The 17,218-nt window shown below is 39.8% G+C and carries 16 protein-coding genes and 1 other RNA gene; 11 read left to right on the forward strand and 6 right to left on the reverse strand.

Annotated elements, in window-relative coordinates; genetic code table 11:
* Positions 1 to 7: 7 nt before the first annotated feature.
* The 8 genes from tpiA (at position 8) to ssrA (ending at position 8,354) form a co-directional block, all read left to right on the forward strand.
* Positions 8 to 769 carry a triose-phosphate isomerase gene (tpiA, locus tag MKZ11_RS08440; protein WP_340793787.1) on the forward strand — a complete coding sequence of 254 codons (762 nt, stop codon included), beginning with the start codon at positions 8 to 10 and terminating at the stop codon, positions 767 to 769.
* Complete coding sequence (gene gpmI, locus MKZ11_RS08445; RefSeq protein ID WP_340793789.1) at positions 762 to 2,288, forward strand: 2,3-bisphosphoglycerate-independent phosphoglycerate mutase; 1,527 nt, start codon at positions 762 to 764, stop codon at positions 2,286 to 2,288. Before tpiA ends, gpmI begins: the two co-directional genes overlap by 8 nt.
* Before the next feature lie 14 nt (positions 2,289 to 2,302).
* Positions 2,303 to 3,598 carry a phosphopyruvate hydratase gene (gene eno / locus MKZ11_RS08450; protein ID WP_340793791.1) on the forward strand — a complete coding sequence of 432 codons (1,296 nt, stop codon included), beginning with the start codon at positions 2,303 to 2,305 and terminating at the stop codon, positions 3,596 to 3,598.
* 174 nt (positions 3,599 to 3,772) lie between these two features.
* Positions 3,773 to 4,000 (forward strand): preprotein translocase subunit SecG, encoded by a 228-nt coding sequence (gene secG / locus MKZ11_RS08455; protein ID WP_067206024.1) that lies wholly within the window; start codon positions 3,773 to 3,775, stop codon positions 3,998 to 4,000.
* Between the two features lie 276 nt (positions 4,001 to 4,276).
* Positions 4,277 to 5,023, forward strand: coding sequence for an alpha/beta hydrolase (locus tag MKZ11_RS08460; RefSeq protein ID WP_340793793.1), 747 nt, complete (start codon positions 4,277 to 4,279; stop codon positions 5,021 to 5,023).
* 41 nt (positions 5,024 to 5,064) lie between these two features.
* Positions 5,065 to 7,398: a ribonuclease R gene (gene rnr / locus MKZ11_RS08465; RefSeq protein WP_445327035.1), complete on the forward strand. Its 2,334-nt coding sequence runs from the start codon at positions 5,065 to 5,067 to the stop codon at positions 7,396 to 7,398.
* 49 nt (positions 7,399 to 7,447) lie between these two features.
* Positions 7,448 to 7,915 (forward strand): SsrA-binding protein SmpB, encoded by a 468-nt coding sequence (smpB, locus tag MKZ11_RS08470; protein ID WP_340793795.1) that lies wholly within the window; start codon positions 7,448 to 7,450, stop codon positions 7,913 to 7,915.
* 79 nt (positions 7,916 to 7,994) lie between these two features.
* Positions 7,995 to 8,354: a transfer-messenger RNA gene (gene ssrA, locus MKZ11_RS08475) on the forward strand.
* A 134-nt stretch (positions 8,355 to 8,488) separates the two neighbouring features.
* Here the strand turns inward: ssrA and MKZ11_RS08480 are convergent.
* Both MKZ11_RS08480 and MKZ11_RS08485 read right to left on the reverse strand, forming a co-directional pair.
* On the reverse strand, positions 8,489 to 9,661 hold the full coding sequence (locus MKZ11_RS08480; RefSeq protein WP_340793796.1) for a site-specific integrase: 1,173 nt from the start codon (positions 9,659 to 9,661) through the stop codon (positions 8,489 to 8,491).
* Positions 9,662 to 9,715: 54 nt separating this feature from the next.
* Complete coding sequence (locus MKZ11_RS08485; RefSeq protein WP_340793798.1) at positions 9,716 to 10,216, reverse strand: helix-turn-helix domain-containing protein; 501 nt, start codon at positions 10,214 to 10,216, stop codon at positions 9,716 to 9,718.
* A 168-nt stretch (positions 10,217 to 10,384) separates the two neighbouring features.
* Here MKZ11_RS08485 and MKZ11_RS08490 point away from each other — a divergent pair, with 168 nt between their 5' ends.
* Positions 10,385 to 10,654: a DNA-binding protein gene (locus tag MKZ11_RS08490; protein ID WP_340793800.1), complete on the forward strand. Its 270-nt coding sequence runs from the start codon at positions 10,385 to 10,387 to the stop codon at positions 10,652 to 10,654.
* 536 nt (positions 10,655 to 11,190) lie between these two features.
* On the opposite strand, the gene MKZ11_RS08495 is transcribed toward MKZ11_RS08490, so the two are convergent.
* From MKZ11_RS08495 to MKZ11_RS08510, 4 genes are all read right to left on the reverse strand, one after another.
* Complete coding sequence (locus MKZ11_RS08495) at positions 11,191 to 11,490, reverse strand: hypothetical protein (RefSeq protein ID WP_340793802.1); 300 nt, start codon at positions 11,488 to 11,490, stop codon at positions 11,191 to 11,193.
* Between the two features lie 781 nt (positions 11,491 to 12,271).
* A complete protein-coding gene (locus tag MKZ11_RS08500) occupies positions 12,272 to 12,454 on the reverse strand; it encodes a helix-turn-helix domain-containing protein (RefSeq protein WP_340793804.1) in 183 nt (60 codons plus the stop codon).
* Positions 12,455 to 12,660: 206 nt separating this feature from the next.
* A complete protein-coding gene (locus MKZ11_RS08505; protein WP_340793806.1) occupies positions 12,661 to 13,260 on the reverse strand; it encodes a hypothetical protein in 600 nt (199 codons plus the stop codon).
* Positions 13,261 to 13,283: 23 nt separating this feature from the next.
* Entirely contained in the window at positions 13,284 to 14,123 is an 840-nt protein-coding gene (locus MKZ11_RS08510) for a rolling circle replication-associated protein (RefSeq protein WP_340793808.1), read from the reverse strand.
* Between the two features lie 364 nt (positions 14,124 to 14,487).
* Here MKZ11_RS08510 and MKZ11_RS08515 point away from each other — a divergent pair, with 364 nt between their 5' ends.
* Positions 14,488 to 16,500: a type I restriction-modification system subunit M gene (locus MKZ11_RS08515; RefSeq protein ID WP_340793810.1), complete on the forward strand. Its 2,013-nt coding sequence runs from the start codon at positions 14,488 to 14,490 to the stop codon at positions 16,498 to 16,500.
* The gene (locus tag MKZ11_RS08520) at positions 16,497 to 17,189 is read left to right on the forward strand and encodes a restriction endonuclease subunit S (protein ID WP_340793812.1); all 693 of its coding nucleotides are present in this window, start codon (positions 16,497 to 16,499) and stop codon (positions 17,187 to 17,189) included. Before MKZ11_RS08515 ends, MKZ11_RS08520 begins: the two co-directional genes overlap by 4 nt.
* Positions 17,190 to 17,218 lie beyond the last annotated feature (29 nt).

Raw genomic sequence — 17,218 nt, forward strand, 5'->3', positions numbered from 1 at the left:
AAACATTTTGCGAAAACGAATAATTGCAGGTAACTGGAAAATGTACAAGTCTCTTGAAGAAGCAAAAAGTTTTGCGAATGAAGTGAAAGACAAGGTACCGTTCACAGAAAGAGTGGAAGCGGTCATTTGTCCACCAGCTCTATACCTCTCAGAACTTGTACAGGTAACGAAAGGCTCGGCTTTAGGGATCGGTGCACAAACCATGCACGATGCAAAGGAAGGCGCTTTTACGGGTGAAATCAGCCCGGCGATGCTCGTTGGAATTGGCGCTGGCTATGTTGTCCTAGGACATTCAGAACGCCGCCAATACTTTAATGAAACAGATGCATCCGTTAACAAAAAAGTCCACGCTGCATTCGAATACCAATTAACGCCAATCGTCTGTGTGGGAGAATCCCTTGAAGATCGGGAAAGTGGTAAAACAGTCGACTTAGTAGCAGGGCAAGTGAAAAAAGCATTTGAAGGCATCAGCCCTGAATTAGCAGCAAAAGCAGTAATTGCATATGAACCAATCTGGGCTATTGGCACAGGGAAAACGGCAACTGCGCAAGATGCGAATGAAGTATGTGGTGCAATCCGCACAACAATCGGCGAACTGTACACTGAAAACGTGGCAGACGAAATTCGCATTCAGTACGGCGGCAGTGTCAAACCAGATAATATTGAAGAACTTCTCACAATGGAACACATCGACGGCGCGCTTGTCGGCGGCGCAAGTCTAGAACCTGCATCATTTTTGAAATTGATAGAGGCTGGAGCACATGAGTAAAAGCCCAGTAGCGCTTATCATTCTGGATGGTTTCGGTCTCCGGGATGATCAGCTCGGCAATGCCGTCGCACAGGCAAATAAACCGAATTTCGATCTTCTATGGAACAACTTCCCGCATTCAACGCTGACAGCATGCGGGGAAGCGGTTGGTCTTCCGGAAGGGCAGATGGGGAACTCCGAAGTGGGGCATCTGAATATCGGAGCCGGTCGTATCGTCTATCAGAATTTGACGCGTATTAATAAATCAATCAGAGAAGCGGACTTTTTCGATAATGAAACGCTATTGCGCGCAGTTGCGCATGCGAAAGAACACGGTTCTGCACTGCATCTGATGGGTTTGCTGTCTGATGGCGGTGTACATAGCCACTATGAGCATTTATTCGCATTACTCCGTCTTGCAAAATTGAACGGACTCGACAAAGTGTTCGTTCATGCTTTCTTGGACGGCCGCGATGTAAGTCCGCAATCGGCGCTTGATTATATCGAAAAGACTGAAGAGGTCATGCAAGAACTTGGAGTCGGTAAGTTCGCAAGCATTTCAGGACGTTATTATGCGATGGACCGCGATAAGCGCTGGGAGCGTTTAGAGAAGGTCTATGGTGCAATCGTAGAAGGCACTGCCTTGACGGCGACAACACCGACCGCAGGGGTACTTGCATCGTATAAACAAGGCATTCATGATGAATTCGTAGTGCCTTTCGTGATTGAAGAACTTGGCAAGCCTGTCGCAACGATTGAAGACGGAGATGCAGTTGTATTCTTTAATTTCCGTCCAGACCGTGCAATTCAGCTTTCACGTACCTTAACAGACAGTACGTTTGATGAATTTGAAACAGGAACGAAAAAGTATAAGGACTTAAAATTTGTGACGTTCACACATTATAGCGATGAAATTGCTGCAGATGTTGTCTACAATAGTGAAAACTTGGAAAATACGCTCGGTGAAGTTATCGCCCGCAACGGTTTGACGCAACTTCGTATTGCAGAAACCGAGAAATACCCACATGTCACTTTTTTCATGAGCGGCGGACGAGAAGACAAGTTCGAAGGTGAAGAACGGATCTTGATAGCCTCACCTAAAGTTGCGACGTATGACTTGCAGCCCGAAATGAGTGCTTATCAAGTGACTGAATCACTGATCGAAGGAATTGAAGCTGACCGTTATGATGCCATCATCCTTAACTTTGCCAATCCGGATATGGTTGGACATAGCGGAATGCTGGAACCGACGATTAAAGCGATTGAAACAGTCGATTTATGCTTAGGCAAAATTATTGATGCGCTACATGCGAAAGGCGGTTCAGCAATTGTAACAGCCGATCATGGCAATGCTGACGAAGTAACAACGCAGGATGGCGCACCGATGACGGCGCACACAACAAATCCTGTACCCGTGATTGTTACGAAGCCGGGAATTGTATTGCATGAAGGCGGTAAACTCGCGGACCTGGCACCAACAATGTTAAAATTATTACAAGTAGAACAACCGGCAGAAATGACCGGCACACCATTATTTTAAAAGGGGAGAATGACATGCCAATCATTACACTTATCCAAGCTAGAGAAGTACTTGATTCACGTGGAAATCCAACAGTAGAAGTTGAAGTATTTACAGAAAGTGGTGCATTTGGCCGGGCAATCGTTCCATCTGGCGCTTCGACAGGTGAATACGAAGCAGTTGAATTACGTGATGGCGACCAAGATCGCTACTTCGGCAAGGGTGTCCTTCAAGCGGTTGACCATGTCAATGAAGTTATTTCAGAGGAATTGGAAGATGCGTATTCAGTTCTTGATCAAGTGACGATAGACAAAGCATTGATTGAGCTAGATGGCACTTCTAACAAAGGAAAATTGGGTGCAAATGCAATCCTTGGCGTTTCAATAGCTGTTGCACATGCAGCTGCTGATTATCTTGACATCCCCCTTTATCAATATCTAGGTGGCATTAACGCAAAACAATTACCGGTACCAATGATGAATATTCTAAACGGCGGCGAGCACGCGGATAACAACGTTGATATTCAAGAGTTCATGGTAATGCCAGTCGGTGCTGACTCATTCCACGAAGGCCTGCGCATGGGTGCAGAAATTTTCCATAGCTTGAAGTCTGTTCTACAGGCAAAAGGCTTAAATACATCAGTGGGTGATGAAGGCGGATTCGCTCCGAACTTAGCTTCTAACGAAGAAGCGCTGTCCATTATCCTAGAAGCAATCGAGAAAGCGGGCTACACACCAGGTGAGGAAGTTCTTCTTGCAATGGACGTTGCATCATCTGAGTTTTTCAATAAAGAAGATGGCACGTACAATCTTGCTGGAGAAGGCATCGTGAAAACTTCCGCTGAAATGGTAGACTGGTACGAGGAACTTTGCAATAAATACCCAATCATCTCAATTGAAGATGGTTTGGATGAAAACGACTGGGCGGGTCATAAGCTGTTGACCGACCGCTTAGGTAAAAAAATCCAACTTGTCGGAGATGACTTGTTCGTAACGAACACAGAAAAACTGGCACGCGGCATTGAAGAAGGTATTGGGAACTCAATCCTTATCAAAGTGAACCAAATCGGTACATTGACGGAAACGTTTGATGCGATTGAAATGGCGAAACGCGCTGGCTATACGGCAGTTATTTCTCACCGTTCGGGTGAATCAGAAGATACGACAATTGCTGATATCGCAGTGGCAACAAACGCTGGACAAATTAAAACGGGGGCACCTTCTCGTACGGACCGTGTTGCAAAATACAACCAATTGCTCCGTATCGAAGATCAGCTTGACGACACTGCTGAGTACCTTGGCGTTAAGACGTTTTATAACTTGAAAAAATAATGGTCAATAAAACCCGCTTCGGCGGGTTTTTCTCTGGGATTTGAGCGATCGGATGGAAACTCCCAATGTTTCTATGTCGACTTCTGTCTTAAAATTAGAACAATAGGTTGTAACGACAGTCTGACTTTGGTAAAATAGAACTGTTGTGAAGTTCGAATCGGGAGGTGGAACAAAATGCATACTTTGCTGATGACACTGCTCGTTATCGTAGCACTATCATTGATCGTGGTCGTATTATTGCAATCCGGAAAAAGCGCAGGTCTATCAGGTGCCATCTCTGGTGGAGCCGAACAACTTTTTGGAAAACAAAAAGCGCGCGGACTTGACCTTGTACTTCAACGGGTCACAGTTGTACTTGCCGTTTTGTTTATCGTATTGGCGATCGTCATTATGAAAGTATAAAATTAGCTAGAACAATCTTAAATAAACTATTATCGCCTGACCTTCCGACTGGTCGGGCGTTTTTTTTCTCGCTTTAACGGGCGGTAAACGACTACTTCAGAAAGTAGTTATGACTATTCTCTATCTCTAAAAGCTCGGTTTTTGGAGAGAATAGATGTACGTTACACAGTTATTGCCGCTGAATAGGGCATTCTTAACAAGAGTTCCATACCAATAAGCGGGGATAAAGCATTCCTTGCTTATTGACGTTACACTTGATACGGAAGGGTGATAGAAATGAGAATTGCACAACCGAAACCATTCTTTTTCGAAAGAGGGAAGCGTGCAGTTTTACTGCTCCATGGCTTTACTGGAACGTCGGCTGATGTACGGATGTTGGGTCGATTTCTTGAGAAAAAAGGCTATACAACGCTTGCTCCCCATTATAAAGGACATGGTGTTCCACCGGAAGAATTGATACATACAGGTCCTGAAGAATGGTGGGAAGACGTTCTAGCAGGTTATACTCAATTGCAGGAAGCAGGATATGATGAGATTGCCGTCGCCGGATTGTCTCTCGGTGGCGTATTTTCACTTAAATTGGGGTATAACAAACCAGTGAAGGGCATTGTCACTATGTGCGCACCAATGTCGATGAAAACGACCGAACTTATGTATGAAGGTGTCTTGAAATATGCACGGGAGTACAAGAAGTATGAAGGAAAAAGCGCAGAAGATATAGAAAAAGAAGTTATGTCACTCCGCGACGAAAAAATGCCTTCACTCAAAGATCTTCGTTCACTTGTCTATGATGTACGCGATCATATCGATCATACTTATGCACCGCTGTTTGTCGTCCAAGGGACACTCGATGATGTCATCGATCCTGATTCAGCAACTGTCATTTATGACAACACTGAATCCGACGAAAAACAAATCAAATGGTATGAGCAATCAGGGCATGTCATTACACTCGGGCCAGAAAAAGTGCAGCTACATGAAGACATTTTGAGATTTCTTGAATCTCTGGACTGGAACGTGTGAAATGTCAGACTGATGACCATACTATATACTTAGAAGGAGTGATGCAATTGGATAATTTAGATCAAGAAATGCAGCAAAAATTGCTGTCTCTTATGAAGGAAGAAACCTATAAGCCGCTAACTGTACAGGAAATCCAAGAACAAATGGGATTTGAGCAGGCGGCGGAGTTCAAAGAACTTGTGAAAATGCTTGTTGACCTTGAGCAGAAAGGGCAGATTATTCGCTCGAAAACGAACCGGTATGGCCTACCAGAGGGCATGAATCTTCTCCGTGGCAAGTTCATCGGGCATGCCAAAGGTTTTGGTTTTGTCGCGCCCGAAACAGAAGGTATGGATGATGTCTTCATTCCGCCACATGAAGTCAATGGAGCGATGAACGGGGATACGGTCCTCATTCGTGTTACAAATGGTACAGCAGGTGACAGACGAGAAGGCTCCATCACACGTGTTGTCGAACGGAAGACGACAAGAGTGGTCGGCATGTACCAAGACAATAAAGGCTTCGGCTTTGTAGTTCCTGATGACAAGAAGTTGCCAATGGATGTGTTCATCGGCAAAGGCAATTCACTGGATGCGGTGGATGGTCATAAGGTTGTTGTTGAAATTACGGAGTGGCCGAATGATGCAAAATCGGCGACAGGTATGGTAGTACAGATTCTTGGTCACAAAAATGATCCAGGCGTGGATATCTTGTCTATCATCCATAAGCATGGAATTGAAGTTGATTTTCCACCGGAGGTACTAAACCAAGCAAATAAAATTCCAGATGAAGTTCAGGAAAAAGATTTGTTCAAACGTCGTGACCTTCGAGAAGAACTGGCAATTACAATTGATGGCGCGGATGCCAAAGACCTTGATGATGCCATTTCAGTAGTGAAAAATGATAATGGTTCTTATACGTTATCTGTCCATATTTCGGATGTCAGCTACTATGTGACGGAAAATTCTCCGATGGGTGATGATGCGTATGACCGTGGCACAAGTGTTTACTTGACAGACAGAGTTATTCCGATGCTGCCACATAAATTATCGAATGGTATTTGTTCACTGAACCCGGGTGTAGATAGACTTACTCTATCGTGTAAAATGACGATAGATCGCAACGGGAAAGTCGTCGAGCATGAAATTTTTGAGAGTGTAATCCGCTCGAAAGAACGTATGACCTATAATGAAGTCTATAAAATCATCGAAGAAAAAGATGAGGAACTGTCGGAAAGATATGCGCATATTGTTCCCATGGTCAATCATATGGCCGACCTTGCGGCCATTTTGAAGCAAAAGAGAGAAGACCGCGGCGCCATTGATTTCAATTTCAAAGAATCGAAAATCCTTGTTGATGAAAAAGGATGGCCGACAGATGTTGTGATTATGGAACGTACAGTGTCAGAACGTCTAATAGAAGAATTTATGCTTGCTGCGAACGAAACGGTTGCAGAACATTTCCACTGGCTTCAAGTGCCGTTCATCTACCGGATTCACGAAGACCCGAAGGCCGAGAAATTACAACGTTTCTTTGAGTTCTTAACTAATTTCGGTGTTGTTGTGAAAGGTACGGGTAATAAAGTACATCCAAAAGCTTTACAGGAAATTGTCGAATCAATCGAAGGACTCCCAGAAGAAACGGTCATTTCTACAATGCTTCTTCGCTCCATGCAACAAGCGAAATATTTCGATGAAAGTCTTGGACACTTTGGATTATCCACAGAGTTTTATACACATTTCACGGCTCCAATCCGCCGCTACCCAGACTTGATTGTCCACCGTTTAATCCGGACATATCTAATCGAGAAAGATGTTTCGGCACAAACAATTGCACATTGGGGTGCGGTATTATCCGATATTGCAGAGCACACATCCGAACGGGAACGCCGTGCTGTTGAAGCAGAACGTGATACAGAATCACTTAAGAAATCACAATTCATGCTCGACAAAATTGGAGAAGAATTCGAGGGAGTAATTTCTTCCGTTACGAACTTCGGTCTATTCATCGAATTGGAAAATACAATCGAAGGTCTTGTTCATGTTAGTCATATGAACGACGATTATTACCGGTTTGACGACAGACAAATGATGATGATCGGTGAACATTCTGGTAAGCAATTCAGGCTCGGCGATGAAGTAACTGTGAAAGTTATCGCTGTGAAACCTGAAGAGTCAGCAATCGATTTTGAAATAGTTGGGATGAAACAGAACTTCCGACGGACACGTAAAGAAACTCCGAAAGTGATTCATGCAAAGAAAAAAGATGGTGACAATAAATTCGGAGACAAATCAAAAGATAAAAAGAAAAGCGGGACATATAGCAAAAAGAAAAAGTTTTATGAAAATGTAGCTAAAAAAACGGGTAGTAAACCTAAACCTAAAAAGAAAAAGTAAAGCCGGAGCGGTCTAGGCCGCTCCCGAGTTTTCACAAGGGGTGAAAGAAATGGCGAAAGGCCAAGGGAAGGTAGTCGCTGTTAACAAAAAGGCGAATCATGATTTTGCAATAGAAGAAACAATCGAAGCAGGCATTGTCCTGCAAGGTACGGAAATCAAAGCAATTCGTAATAGTAAAGTCCAACTGAGGGATGCGTTTGTAAGAATCCGCAATAACGAAGCATGGATTTCCAATATGCATATTAGTCCATACGATCATGGCAACCAGTTTAATCATGATCCGTTGCGTTCTAGAAAACTACTTCTCCATAAGAAGCAGATTAGCACATTACTTGGACGGACGAAAGAACAGGGTTTCGCGATTGTTCCAATTAAGATGTATTTAAAAGATGGCTTCGCGAAAGTGTTGATCGGCGTCGGTAAAGGGAAGAAAGATTACGATAAACGCCAAGATCTTAAGAAGAAAGATGCGAAACGTGAAATCGACCGTGCACTTAGAGATAGACAAAAGTATTGAAATAAACGTCAAAATAAGGTATACTAAATACAGTAAGCAGTTCAGAAGCCTTTCATTAGGTTATCCTGACATCCCTTTTGGGGACGTTACGGATTCGACAGGGGTGGTCTGAGCTTGAGTTGCGCGTCGGAGGGTTCGGCTCCGTCAGAAACGACACCTTATAATAACAGGCAAAACTAACAACAACCTAGCATTCGCAGCGTAAGCTGTTGAATCTGCCTTGCAATTCCATCGCCCATGTGGCGTTGTAGGGCTCAACCTTTAGTGGGATACGACGGCTGTTGCCTCTTGAGGCAGCCGGAAGAGACTTCCAAGATAGCGTACATGACGCCCTGATTGCCGGCATAATGCCACGCGAATCCAAATAGACAATCTACACGCGTAGATGCTTAAGTGTTGGAGCCTCTGGACGCGGGTTCGACTCCCGCCGTCTCCATATTAAGAAATCATATGGTTTCAAACACCGTCAAAACCCTTGTATATCAAGGGCTTTTTCTTTTACCTTGTTTCATATGATATCATTGAATATCAATCGAACGTAGTCAAAAACGTAGTCAAAGCGTAGTCATACATCTACATTTCAATATAGCTTGCAAACTTCAGTATCGCTTCTTCTTTCGCCTTCTTCGTAACGTGTGCGTAGATGTTCATCGTCGTTTGTACATCAGTATGTCCTAAACGATCTTGTACTTCCTTCAAACTGGCACCCGCCTCAAATAACAACGAACAATGTGTATGACGTAAACCATGTGTTGTGATTGAACCTAGATTGTACTTACCCTGTACATGCACTATCCACTTACGAGTTTTGGTAGGCTGCATGTATTCGTTGTGCTCATTGCTAAATACAAGTTGCTTTGGTTGCAACGTATTAAAGCCCAGTATTAAATAATTTTTCTTCTGCTCTTTCTTCCACACTTTTAAAATGGCCATTGTCTTGTCGTCCATTTTGATTGTACGTGCAGCACCTGTTTTCGTAGATTTCAAATAGAGACGATTATCTTTACCTCGTGAAAGGGCCTTATTAATGCGTAGCTCGTTTGTTGTGAAGTCTAAGTCATTCCATGTAAGAGCGAGTGCTTCACCTTTACGCATACCACTGAACGCTAATAATCGGAAGAGAGCATACGCTTTGTAGTTACTTTCTTGTTCCAAGCATGATAGGAACTCAATAAGCTGCTCACGAGTGTAGAAGTTCTCCGCCTCATCGTCATCATTTACAATAGCCTTCTTAGAGGCGGTGGCGGGCATATCTACGTGTGCAAACGGATTGGTTTGGATATAGCCACGTTTAATCGCAAAGTCTAATACCTTCGAAGCATACGCTTTTACCATGCGGAACTTCTTTAACTTCGCCGCCCATTCATCCACATGCTTCTGACATACATCAACATGTATCTTTTCAATTTTATAAGCACCCATTGCAGGAAGAATATGATTTCTGAAAATGCCTGTTGTTTTTACAAATGTACTTTCCTCAATAGTCTTTTCATATTGCTGAACCCATAAGTCGTAAATTTCTTGATACGTTTCAGCACGTTCTTGTTGGTACGTACCGTTTGCAACAGCTAGCTTAATACGAGCTAATGCTAATTCCGCCTCCTTACGTTTTTTAAAGCCACGCTTCAATGTACGCTTCTGTTTACCGGTTAGTGGATCCACACCCAAATAAGCTGGAAACTCGTATCGTGTCTCACCATTTTTTAACGTATAGCTTTTAATAGGTGATACCTTTTTCTTTGCCATGCCTGTTTATTCCTCCTCAACTGATTGCGGGGGCAAGGTAAGGGAAATAACCTTTTAAACTTTAAAATCATCACCAAGAGACTGATATTGTGGTAAGAGAATATCTAGCATAGCTAAAATTCTCTCACAGTCTCTCTTTGTTAATAAGTGACCATTGTAGTAAGGCTTAATATTTTCTACTTTTAAAGTTAAAAGAGTATGTTCTAATAACTGTTTTAAATCTGTTGCTTGTTCAAAAGCATTTAGTCGAGATTTTAATTGATTCATAGCTGTCGATTCCCCTGCATTTAAGGAGTTATATTTTGATTGTTTTGCATTATACAATTCAACTAATTCATTGTGACCTGCTAGTCTTAGTAAGTCGAAATAATGGATTTCTAATGCTATTGCTAGCTTCTTTAATATTTCTGTAGATGGTTGTCTTTTACCAGATTCAATTTGTGATAAATAGGGTTTTGATATTCCTGATAACTCAGATAAGTCACTTAAAGTAAGTCCTTTATCGTTTCTTACTCCTTTAATGGCAAGTCCTAATTCTGTATTGATAGTAATCAACTCCTTTCACTTATTTAGTGTACCTGAAAATTGTTGCTGTATCAAATTAATATTAAGTTGTTGCTATTTGCAAATGTGTTTGCTATTATTCATATCTAGAAGCAGTAAAATACAAATATTACTGTAGTTAAAACCGGAGAGAGGAGTAACAGGAAGAGAGGGTTAAAATTGAGAATCGAACTAGATATGCCACAAGGATTAGAAGAGCAAATAAAAACTGTTGTTCTCATGGCAACTAAACAGGCAATGGAACAACATCAAAAAGTATTATTTGCAAAGGACTGGATGAGTATTAAAGAGGGAGCTAGTTATGCTGGTGTTTCGGTTAATACATTCAATAAATTCAGGAAAATTGGACTTAAAATTTGCGAATTAGACGGAGTTAAACGTGTATCACGTAAAGAGATTAATGAATTTTTAGAGAGTTATAGTCAATAAAATCCGAGCGGGGGCAAGGTTTTATATATGATAAGAAAAGCGATTTCTCATATCTGAAGTCGCTTTTTTTATTAATTAAATAATCCACATTAAAAGAAGTTGTATAAAAAATGTGGTCGAGGATCTCATTGAAAGGAACTACAGTTTTAGCGGTTTTATAACCTGTGTTATTTGGAGAAACTATGCAATACCCTCTGTATGGTCATATATTCTTACCTAGGGCATCTTATCTACCATTCTTTAATTTCAGGATCTTCAAAATGATGGACAAAAGAATTAAATCAAATTAGCTGAAATGGCAATCAACAAAAGTAAGATTTACATGATTGGGAGCCGAGACTGAGTAAGGAGAAAATGAGAAAGGGGATTACCTTATCTAAAACAGAGAATGATGAGTTAAACCAGATATTAAATAACATGTGATTGTATTCTAAGCCTGCTTCTAATGGATTCAATATCATTAGATAGCAGGTTTAGTTGCATGAAATTTAATTTATTTCTTAACCAATTGTATTCAAGATAAGTCTATAACCTAGTTAATAGAATTCAGAATTTATTTTTTCGGATTTACTTACAACTGAGTGTATTATATTTTCGACTCCAGTGCTAGAAATAAAATCTCTAATGTGTTTACTGGGTTCGAAGTTTTGTTCCATGTCTGTTTTGAGATATTTATATTGTTGATGTATCTCAGACAATAGCAGCTTTTTTTCATCGTGTAATTTTATTCTTTCTTCATGAAAAAAAGGTAATGAGCTAGAAACTTCATTAAGATAGAGTTTATTGAGTCTTTCATATTCTAAGACTTTATTTTCAATATCTAAATAACTATTCATTTTATTATTCCCCCTTCCTATAAAAATAGGAGTACCCAAGGAGATTATTGCATTCTATATAAAAATGTTCAATAGCTATTTTATAGAGTATAAGAGTGATATAAGCATGTTGTGCTTGGGAAAGCGCTTTGATAAAGGGTTTGATTAATGTGTTAATTTCACATTGTTATAAAAACACAATACAAATTACCTGGAGGTATTGAAAGGTATAATGTACTATTATTCAATAAGACCGTATGGTGCACATTTAATAGATCCGTTTTTTTAAAATGGTTGGGGATCGGATTGAAGATCAGCGTGGCCAGTTTATTGATTTGGATAAAAGCTGAATTATGTTGAATTTGGAACAGACCCCAATAGAATTGGTATTATAGATGGTCTGGATATCATTTAGACTTACTTAGACAATGGTGTTATCACTGATCAACAGGAGACGTTCTTTGATATAGATGGTAATGGTATTTGGACGTATTTTAATCATCGGAAGGACTTGTTCATTTAGAGCGAAGTCTTTTTCAGTGGTCAAAATAAATCACATAGTAGATGAATAATATTTATAAAATTTCTGTGAGGGGGTACCTTCCCCTTCGAGACATTCAATTATGGCGTTAGTAGCCCCCTGGGTCTAAATATGCGTCACTCTACAGGGGACTTAAAGTGTTGCCAATAAAAAGCAAAAAAGAACACAAATCACTGATTTATAGCTCAGTAATCTGTGTTCTTAGGTTAAATTATGCAAAGCTACTAGTGAAGGAGAAACGTTCCTTTGCGTGTATACATGCTAGTTACGTGAACCGTTTAGCCATTGAATAAATGTGTGCTTTGGGATTTTAATCATGGTGCCAATACGGATTGTGTGGAAGTCGCCAGAGCGAGCGATTCCGTATGCCTTTGATTGGCCGATGCCTAGAATGGTTTGAATGTCTTTTACAGTAAGGACTTCAGGATAATCATTTAGCTGCATTTTCTACTCACCTCTACTTTCATGTGCCTTCGGCTACACGTATTCATTGCTTGTCTCTCATCTATCTTTAATTGTACTAGCTTTGTGTTGTTATATCGAACTCACTTAAGTAGGAGTGGTAGTGCTTATCTCTAAATAAAAGTGTTGTGAGTTGCTGAATGCTGATAGCTGTTAATGATACTTAAATTTAAGCAAGCTAGCTTCATTTAAATGATGTATCTTTGAACGGTAAACCAGCCAGAGTCGAATAAATCTGCTGTTGAATAGGGTGTTCGATCAATTAGTCGGTGCTTTTCAATAAAGGCCTCTGCTTTACGATTACGTAGAGTGAGCGGTTCTTCAAGGTAATGCTCGATTAGAAATTGCTTTGCTTTTCGTAGCATCCCTTTAATTGCTGTATCAAAGGCTTGTACAAAGATATTGATTACATCTTGTACTTCGGCAGTATGACATTCAGTACTCATAATTGAAATATCGTTATTTGCAGCAAGCAGTACTGGAAGGTTATCTGTTAACACATATAATATTGTTGTATCTGTAGAGGGCTGTAAAACGGCTACAGTGGCTTTTGAGATAGTACTAAGCCACTGTTCAATCTGTTCTTTTACCTCGCTTGTATATGCAACTGGTATGGTAAGAGCAGCATATGTGAGCTTCCCTTGTACTTTAAAGTTCGTGCGAATGATACGTGCTAATCGGACATATCCTTCCTGTTCAATACTGAAGTTCTTTTTGCTAGTATTTGCATCATAATCGAAAATCTCGATATGACCTTTGCATTTGATTAGTTTTGTATTTTTTGGCATGTTGGTTTCCTCGTCTCTCATGATTAGTATGTTGTTTGTAATAGATTCGGGTCGTTGATTGATTTTAATTTATCTAGTATAGAGAGCAATTCATCTTCATTACCACTTTCGGCAAATGCGTTTAGGTCATCGGCAGTTAAATCGGTAATATATTGGCTGTAAGTAAAGCCATACTCATGATCAAATGTATAAATAAGCTCGCTATTATTAGCGAGAATAAATTGTGACAGCTTGTTGTTATTGATTGTGATAACGATAGGTGTTTCTAAATTACGGCTGCGCATATAACGATGCTTTTCATTAGATAGCTTTTCGTCGGAAATACCTTTCTTTAAATAATTTGCAATTTTGCGAGTTGAAAGAGGATCCTTGGTAGAGCGTCTGCTATGTAGATGTCCGTGAACCCACTTTGACTGCAAATGCTCGGTATAACGTAACGGTATATGACAGAGAATATGAAAGTGAACATGTCCGTTTTGTTGAAATTCTTGTACACCTAAATAACGTAAATCGACACCTACAAGTGGTTTAGAGCGCTTGAGATTTTTCCAATATAAAGTGAACTTGTCTTTACAGATAGAAATATCTGTTACATCAAAATCACAAGCATCATTGAATGTAAGTGTTAGTAATGTAAAGCCTTTAGAGAAGTTAGCGAATACATAGCGTTTAAATGTCCGAATTGTATTATTAATGGAATGCGCTTTTATTTCTAATGCATGTTCTTCATCTGATATATAAGTTGAAAGTGATTGCTCTACTTTAGATTTCCGGCCACCATTTCTATTAAATGCTTTCGGTGGATGTGAGCGACTAACTGTTTCAAGTAAACTACCGCTTAATTTTGCTGTGTTATATGTCATATAAATACTCCTGTCTGAATTGAGAAGCTGATATCTAAGAGCCTACTCATTATTGTTATTTATTAATAAGTGTCCGTAATTAATTACTAATATCAAGTCAAGAGCAAGGCGCCTTTACTCTTGGCGAAGTTTATTATTCTATGCTGTTACTTATTGTTGCTGCAACACTTATAATTGTATTAGGTATTGTTAGATGTTGCGAACTCAGTAGGACAATGTGACAGCATACGATTTACTGCGACATACAGGTTGAATATGATTAACAACATCATTCTTAATGGACATCAAATTTACTCGAGTTAGCTTAATATTTGATGATGAGTAACATAAAAACAAAATAGTTTTAAGAATAGAGGAATTAGAAATGATCAATTTCCAAGATAAAGTAAGTTTCATCTGGTCAATCGCTGAAATTTTGCGTGGCCCATTTAAACCAGAAGATTACGGTAAAGTTGTTTTACCTTTAGCGGTATTACGCCGTTTTGATTGTGTATTAGATAGCACGAAAGAGGAAGTATTAGCTTCTGCAGAAAAGTTCGCTAGTATGAATGAGGATGCACGTGAGCCGATTTTAAACCGTGTCTCAAAACAAAACTTCCACAACACAAGTAAGTATGATTTCAACAAGTTATTAAGTGATGCAGATAACATCGCAGATAACTTACGTGACTACATAAATGGCTTCTCAAGAGTGGCTCGTGACATTATGGATCACTTTGATTTTGACCGCCAAATCGATAAATTAGATCAAAATGAAATGTTGTACTTAACGATTAAACGTTTCAGTGAAATCGACTTACATCCAGAAGTTGTGTCGAATATCGATATGGGTTATGTATTTGAGGAATTAATCCGTCGTTTCAATGAAAACGCAGAAGCAGGGGATCACTATACGCCACGTGAAGTGATTCGTTTAATGACGCACTTATTATTCTTACACGACGATGCGAGCATTTTAACGAAGCAAGGCTTAACGCAAACGTTATACGACGCAGCAGCTGGTACAGGGGGCATGGGCTCTGTCGCACAGGAATATTTAGCGAGCATTAACCCATCTGCACATCTAGAGTTTTTCGGACAAGAAATTAACCCTGAATCATACGCTATATGTAAATCAGACTTACTGATTAAAGGTGAAGATGCCAAAAATATTCGTTTAGGGAATACCTTATCAAATGACCAATTCTCACGTGAGAAATACGATTATTTAATTAGTAATCCTCCGTATGGTGTTGACTGGAAATCATACCAAAAGCCGATTTTAGATGAGCATGATAAACAAGGCTTCGATGGACGTTTTGGCCCGGGTACACCTCGTTCAAGTGACGGACAGTTATTATTCTTACTGCACTTAATTTCAAAAATGAAGCCAGTAACAGCTGAAAACCCACAAGGCTCTCGTTTAGCGATTATTATGAACGGCTCACCATTATTCACAGGGGATGCAGGCTCTGGCGAAAGTGAAATCCGTAAGTATGTATTAGAAAATGACCTTGTAGAAGGTATCGTCGCAATGCCGAACGACTTGTTTTACAATACTGGCATTGCCACATACATTTGGATTTTAACGAACGATAAAGCACCACTTCGTAAAGGAAAAGTGCAGCTTGTGAATGCGGTGGAATTTTCGAAAAAGATGAAGAAAAGTATGGGCAGTAAGCGTAATGAAATTTCAGAAGAGCAATTGAACGAAATCGTACGTTTATACGGTGACTTCAAAGAAGGCGAGCACATAAAGATTTTCGATAATGAGGATTTTGGCTATGCAAAAATTAAGGTGGAACGTCCATTACGTTTAAACTTCCAAGTGTCAGAAGAGCGTATTGCACGTGTCGTAGAGGAAAAAAGTTTTTCGAACTTAGCATCATCGAAGAAAAAAGGCGATGCAGGGCTGTCAGAAATCGAAGCTGGCAAAGAACTGCAAACGAATATCATTGCGGTATTGCGAGGTTTGCAAAGTGATGAATTATTCAAGAACCGTGAAGCATTTACGAAAGTGTTAAAGGATGCACTAAAAGCAGCAAATATTACAATTGGCGCACCAGTGTTAAAAGCGATTTTAGCTGGCTTTGCTGAGAAAGACGAAACAGCAGATGTATGTATGAAAAATAAAACAGACATCGAGCCAGATAGCGATTTACGTGATACAGAAAGCGTGCCGTTAAAAGAAAGTATCCATGAATACTTTGCTCGTGCAGTATTGCCACATGTAACAGACGCATGGATTGATGAAACGAAAACAAAAGTCGGTTACGAAATCCCATTCACACGCCAATTCTACAAATATACTGCACTACGCAGTTCAGCAGAGGTTATGTATGAGATTCGTGAGTTGGAAGTGGAGATTACTGAGCAGTTGAAGAAGGTGCTTTTATGAATTGGGAAAAAGCAAAATTGAAGTACTTAGCTGACATGAGAAGTGGGGATAGTATTACAAGTGAATTAATAGAAGCTGAAGGTGACTTTCCTGTATACGGTGGGGGGGCACTAAGAGGATACACTAATTCGTATACACATGATGGAGATCATATTTTAATTGGTCGTCAAGGTGCAAATTGTGGAAATGTAAGAGAAGTTAGTGGAAAATTTTATGCATCTGAACATGCTGTTGTAGTGACCAGAAATAAAGATGTTGATAACGGATGGCTATACTATTTATTAGAAAATATGAATTTAAATCAATATTCAATTTCTGCTGCACAACCGGGGTTGGCAGTTAATGTTATTAAAAATTTAGAAATTGACGTTCCAACATATGAAGTACAAATGAAAATTCGAAAATATATTGATAAGAAAACTAAAGTATTCGAAGAAATTATTGCTGGAAAATATCAACTAATAAACTTATTTGAACAACAACTCCAATCAATCATTACAGAAGCGGTTACAATAGGTTTAAATCCGAATGTGAAAATGAAAGATTCAGGTGTTGAATGGATTGGTGAGATTCCTCAGCATTGGGAAGTAAATAAAATAAAATATTTATGTGAAATCACTAGTGTTGCATTAAAATATATTCAATATAAAAAGTTCCCGAAATGTTCACTAACTTTATTTTCTGCATAAAAAAATTCCTTTATAATGGATAAAGTCAG

This window comes from Sporosarcina sp. FSL K6-1508, from assembly GCF_038007465.1.
GTDB lineage: Bacteria > Bacillota > Bacilli > Bacillales_A > Planococcaceae > Sporosarcina > Sporosarcina psychrophila_B.

What these genes read in the sequence shown, in the direction of transcription:
- MKZ11_RS08505 (WP_340793806.1), bottom strand. Translation starts at nt 13,260, where the DNA reads ATGCCAAAAAATACAAAACTAATCAAATGCAAAGGTCATATCGAGATT.
- MKZ11_RS08500 (WP_340793804.1), bottom strand. Translation starts at nt 12,454, where the DNA reads ATGCAGCTAAATGATTATCCTGAAGTCCTTACTGTAAAAGACATTCAA.
- MKZ11_RS08480 (WP_340793796.1), bottom strand. Translation starts at nt 9,661, where the DNA reads ATGGCAAAGAAAAAGGTATCACCTATTAAAAGCTATACGTTAAAAAAT.
- MKZ11_RS08495 (WP_340793802.1), bottom strand. Translation starts at nt 11,490, where the DNA reads ATGAATAGTTATTTAGATATTGAAAATAAAGTCTTAGAATATGAAAGA.
- MKZ11_RS08460 (WP_340793793.1), top strand. Translation starts at nt 4,277, where the DNA reads ATGAGAATTGCACAACCGAAACCATTCTTTTTCGAAAGAGGGAAGCGT.
- smpB (WP_340793795.1), top strand. Translation starts at nt 7,448, where the DNA reads ATGGCGAAAGGCCAAGGGAAGGTAGTCGCTGTTAACAAAAAGGCGAAT.
- gpmI (WP_340793789.1), top strand. Translation starts at nt 762, where the DNA reads ATGAGTAAAAGCCCAGTAGCGCTTATCATTCTGGATGGTTTCGGTCTC.
- rnr (WP_445327035.1), top strand. Translation starts at nt 5,065, where the DNA reads ATGCAATTGGATAATTTAGATCAAGAAATGCAGCAAAAATTGCTGTCT.
- MKZ11_RS08515 (WP_340793810.1), top strand. Translation starts at nt 14,488, where the DNA reads ATGATCAATTTCCAAGATAAAGTAAGTTTCATCTGGTCAATCGCTGAA.
- MKZ11_RS08520 (WP_340793812.1), top strand. Translation starts at nt 16,497, where the DNA reads ATGAATTGGGAAAAAGCAAAATTGAAGTACTTAGCTGACATGAGAAGT.
- eno (WP_340793791.1), top strand. Translation starts at nt 2,303, where the DNA reads ATGCCAATCATTACACTTATCCAAGCTAGAGAAGTACTTGATTCACGT.
- secG (WP_067206024.1), top strand. Translation starts at nt 3,773, where the DNA reads ATGCATACTTTGCTGATGACACTGCTCGTTATCGTAGCACTATCATTG.
- MKZ11_RS08510 (WP_340793808.1), bottom strand. Translation starts at nt 14,123, where the DNA reads ATGACATATAACACAGCAAAATTAAGCGGTAGTTTACTTGAAACAGTT.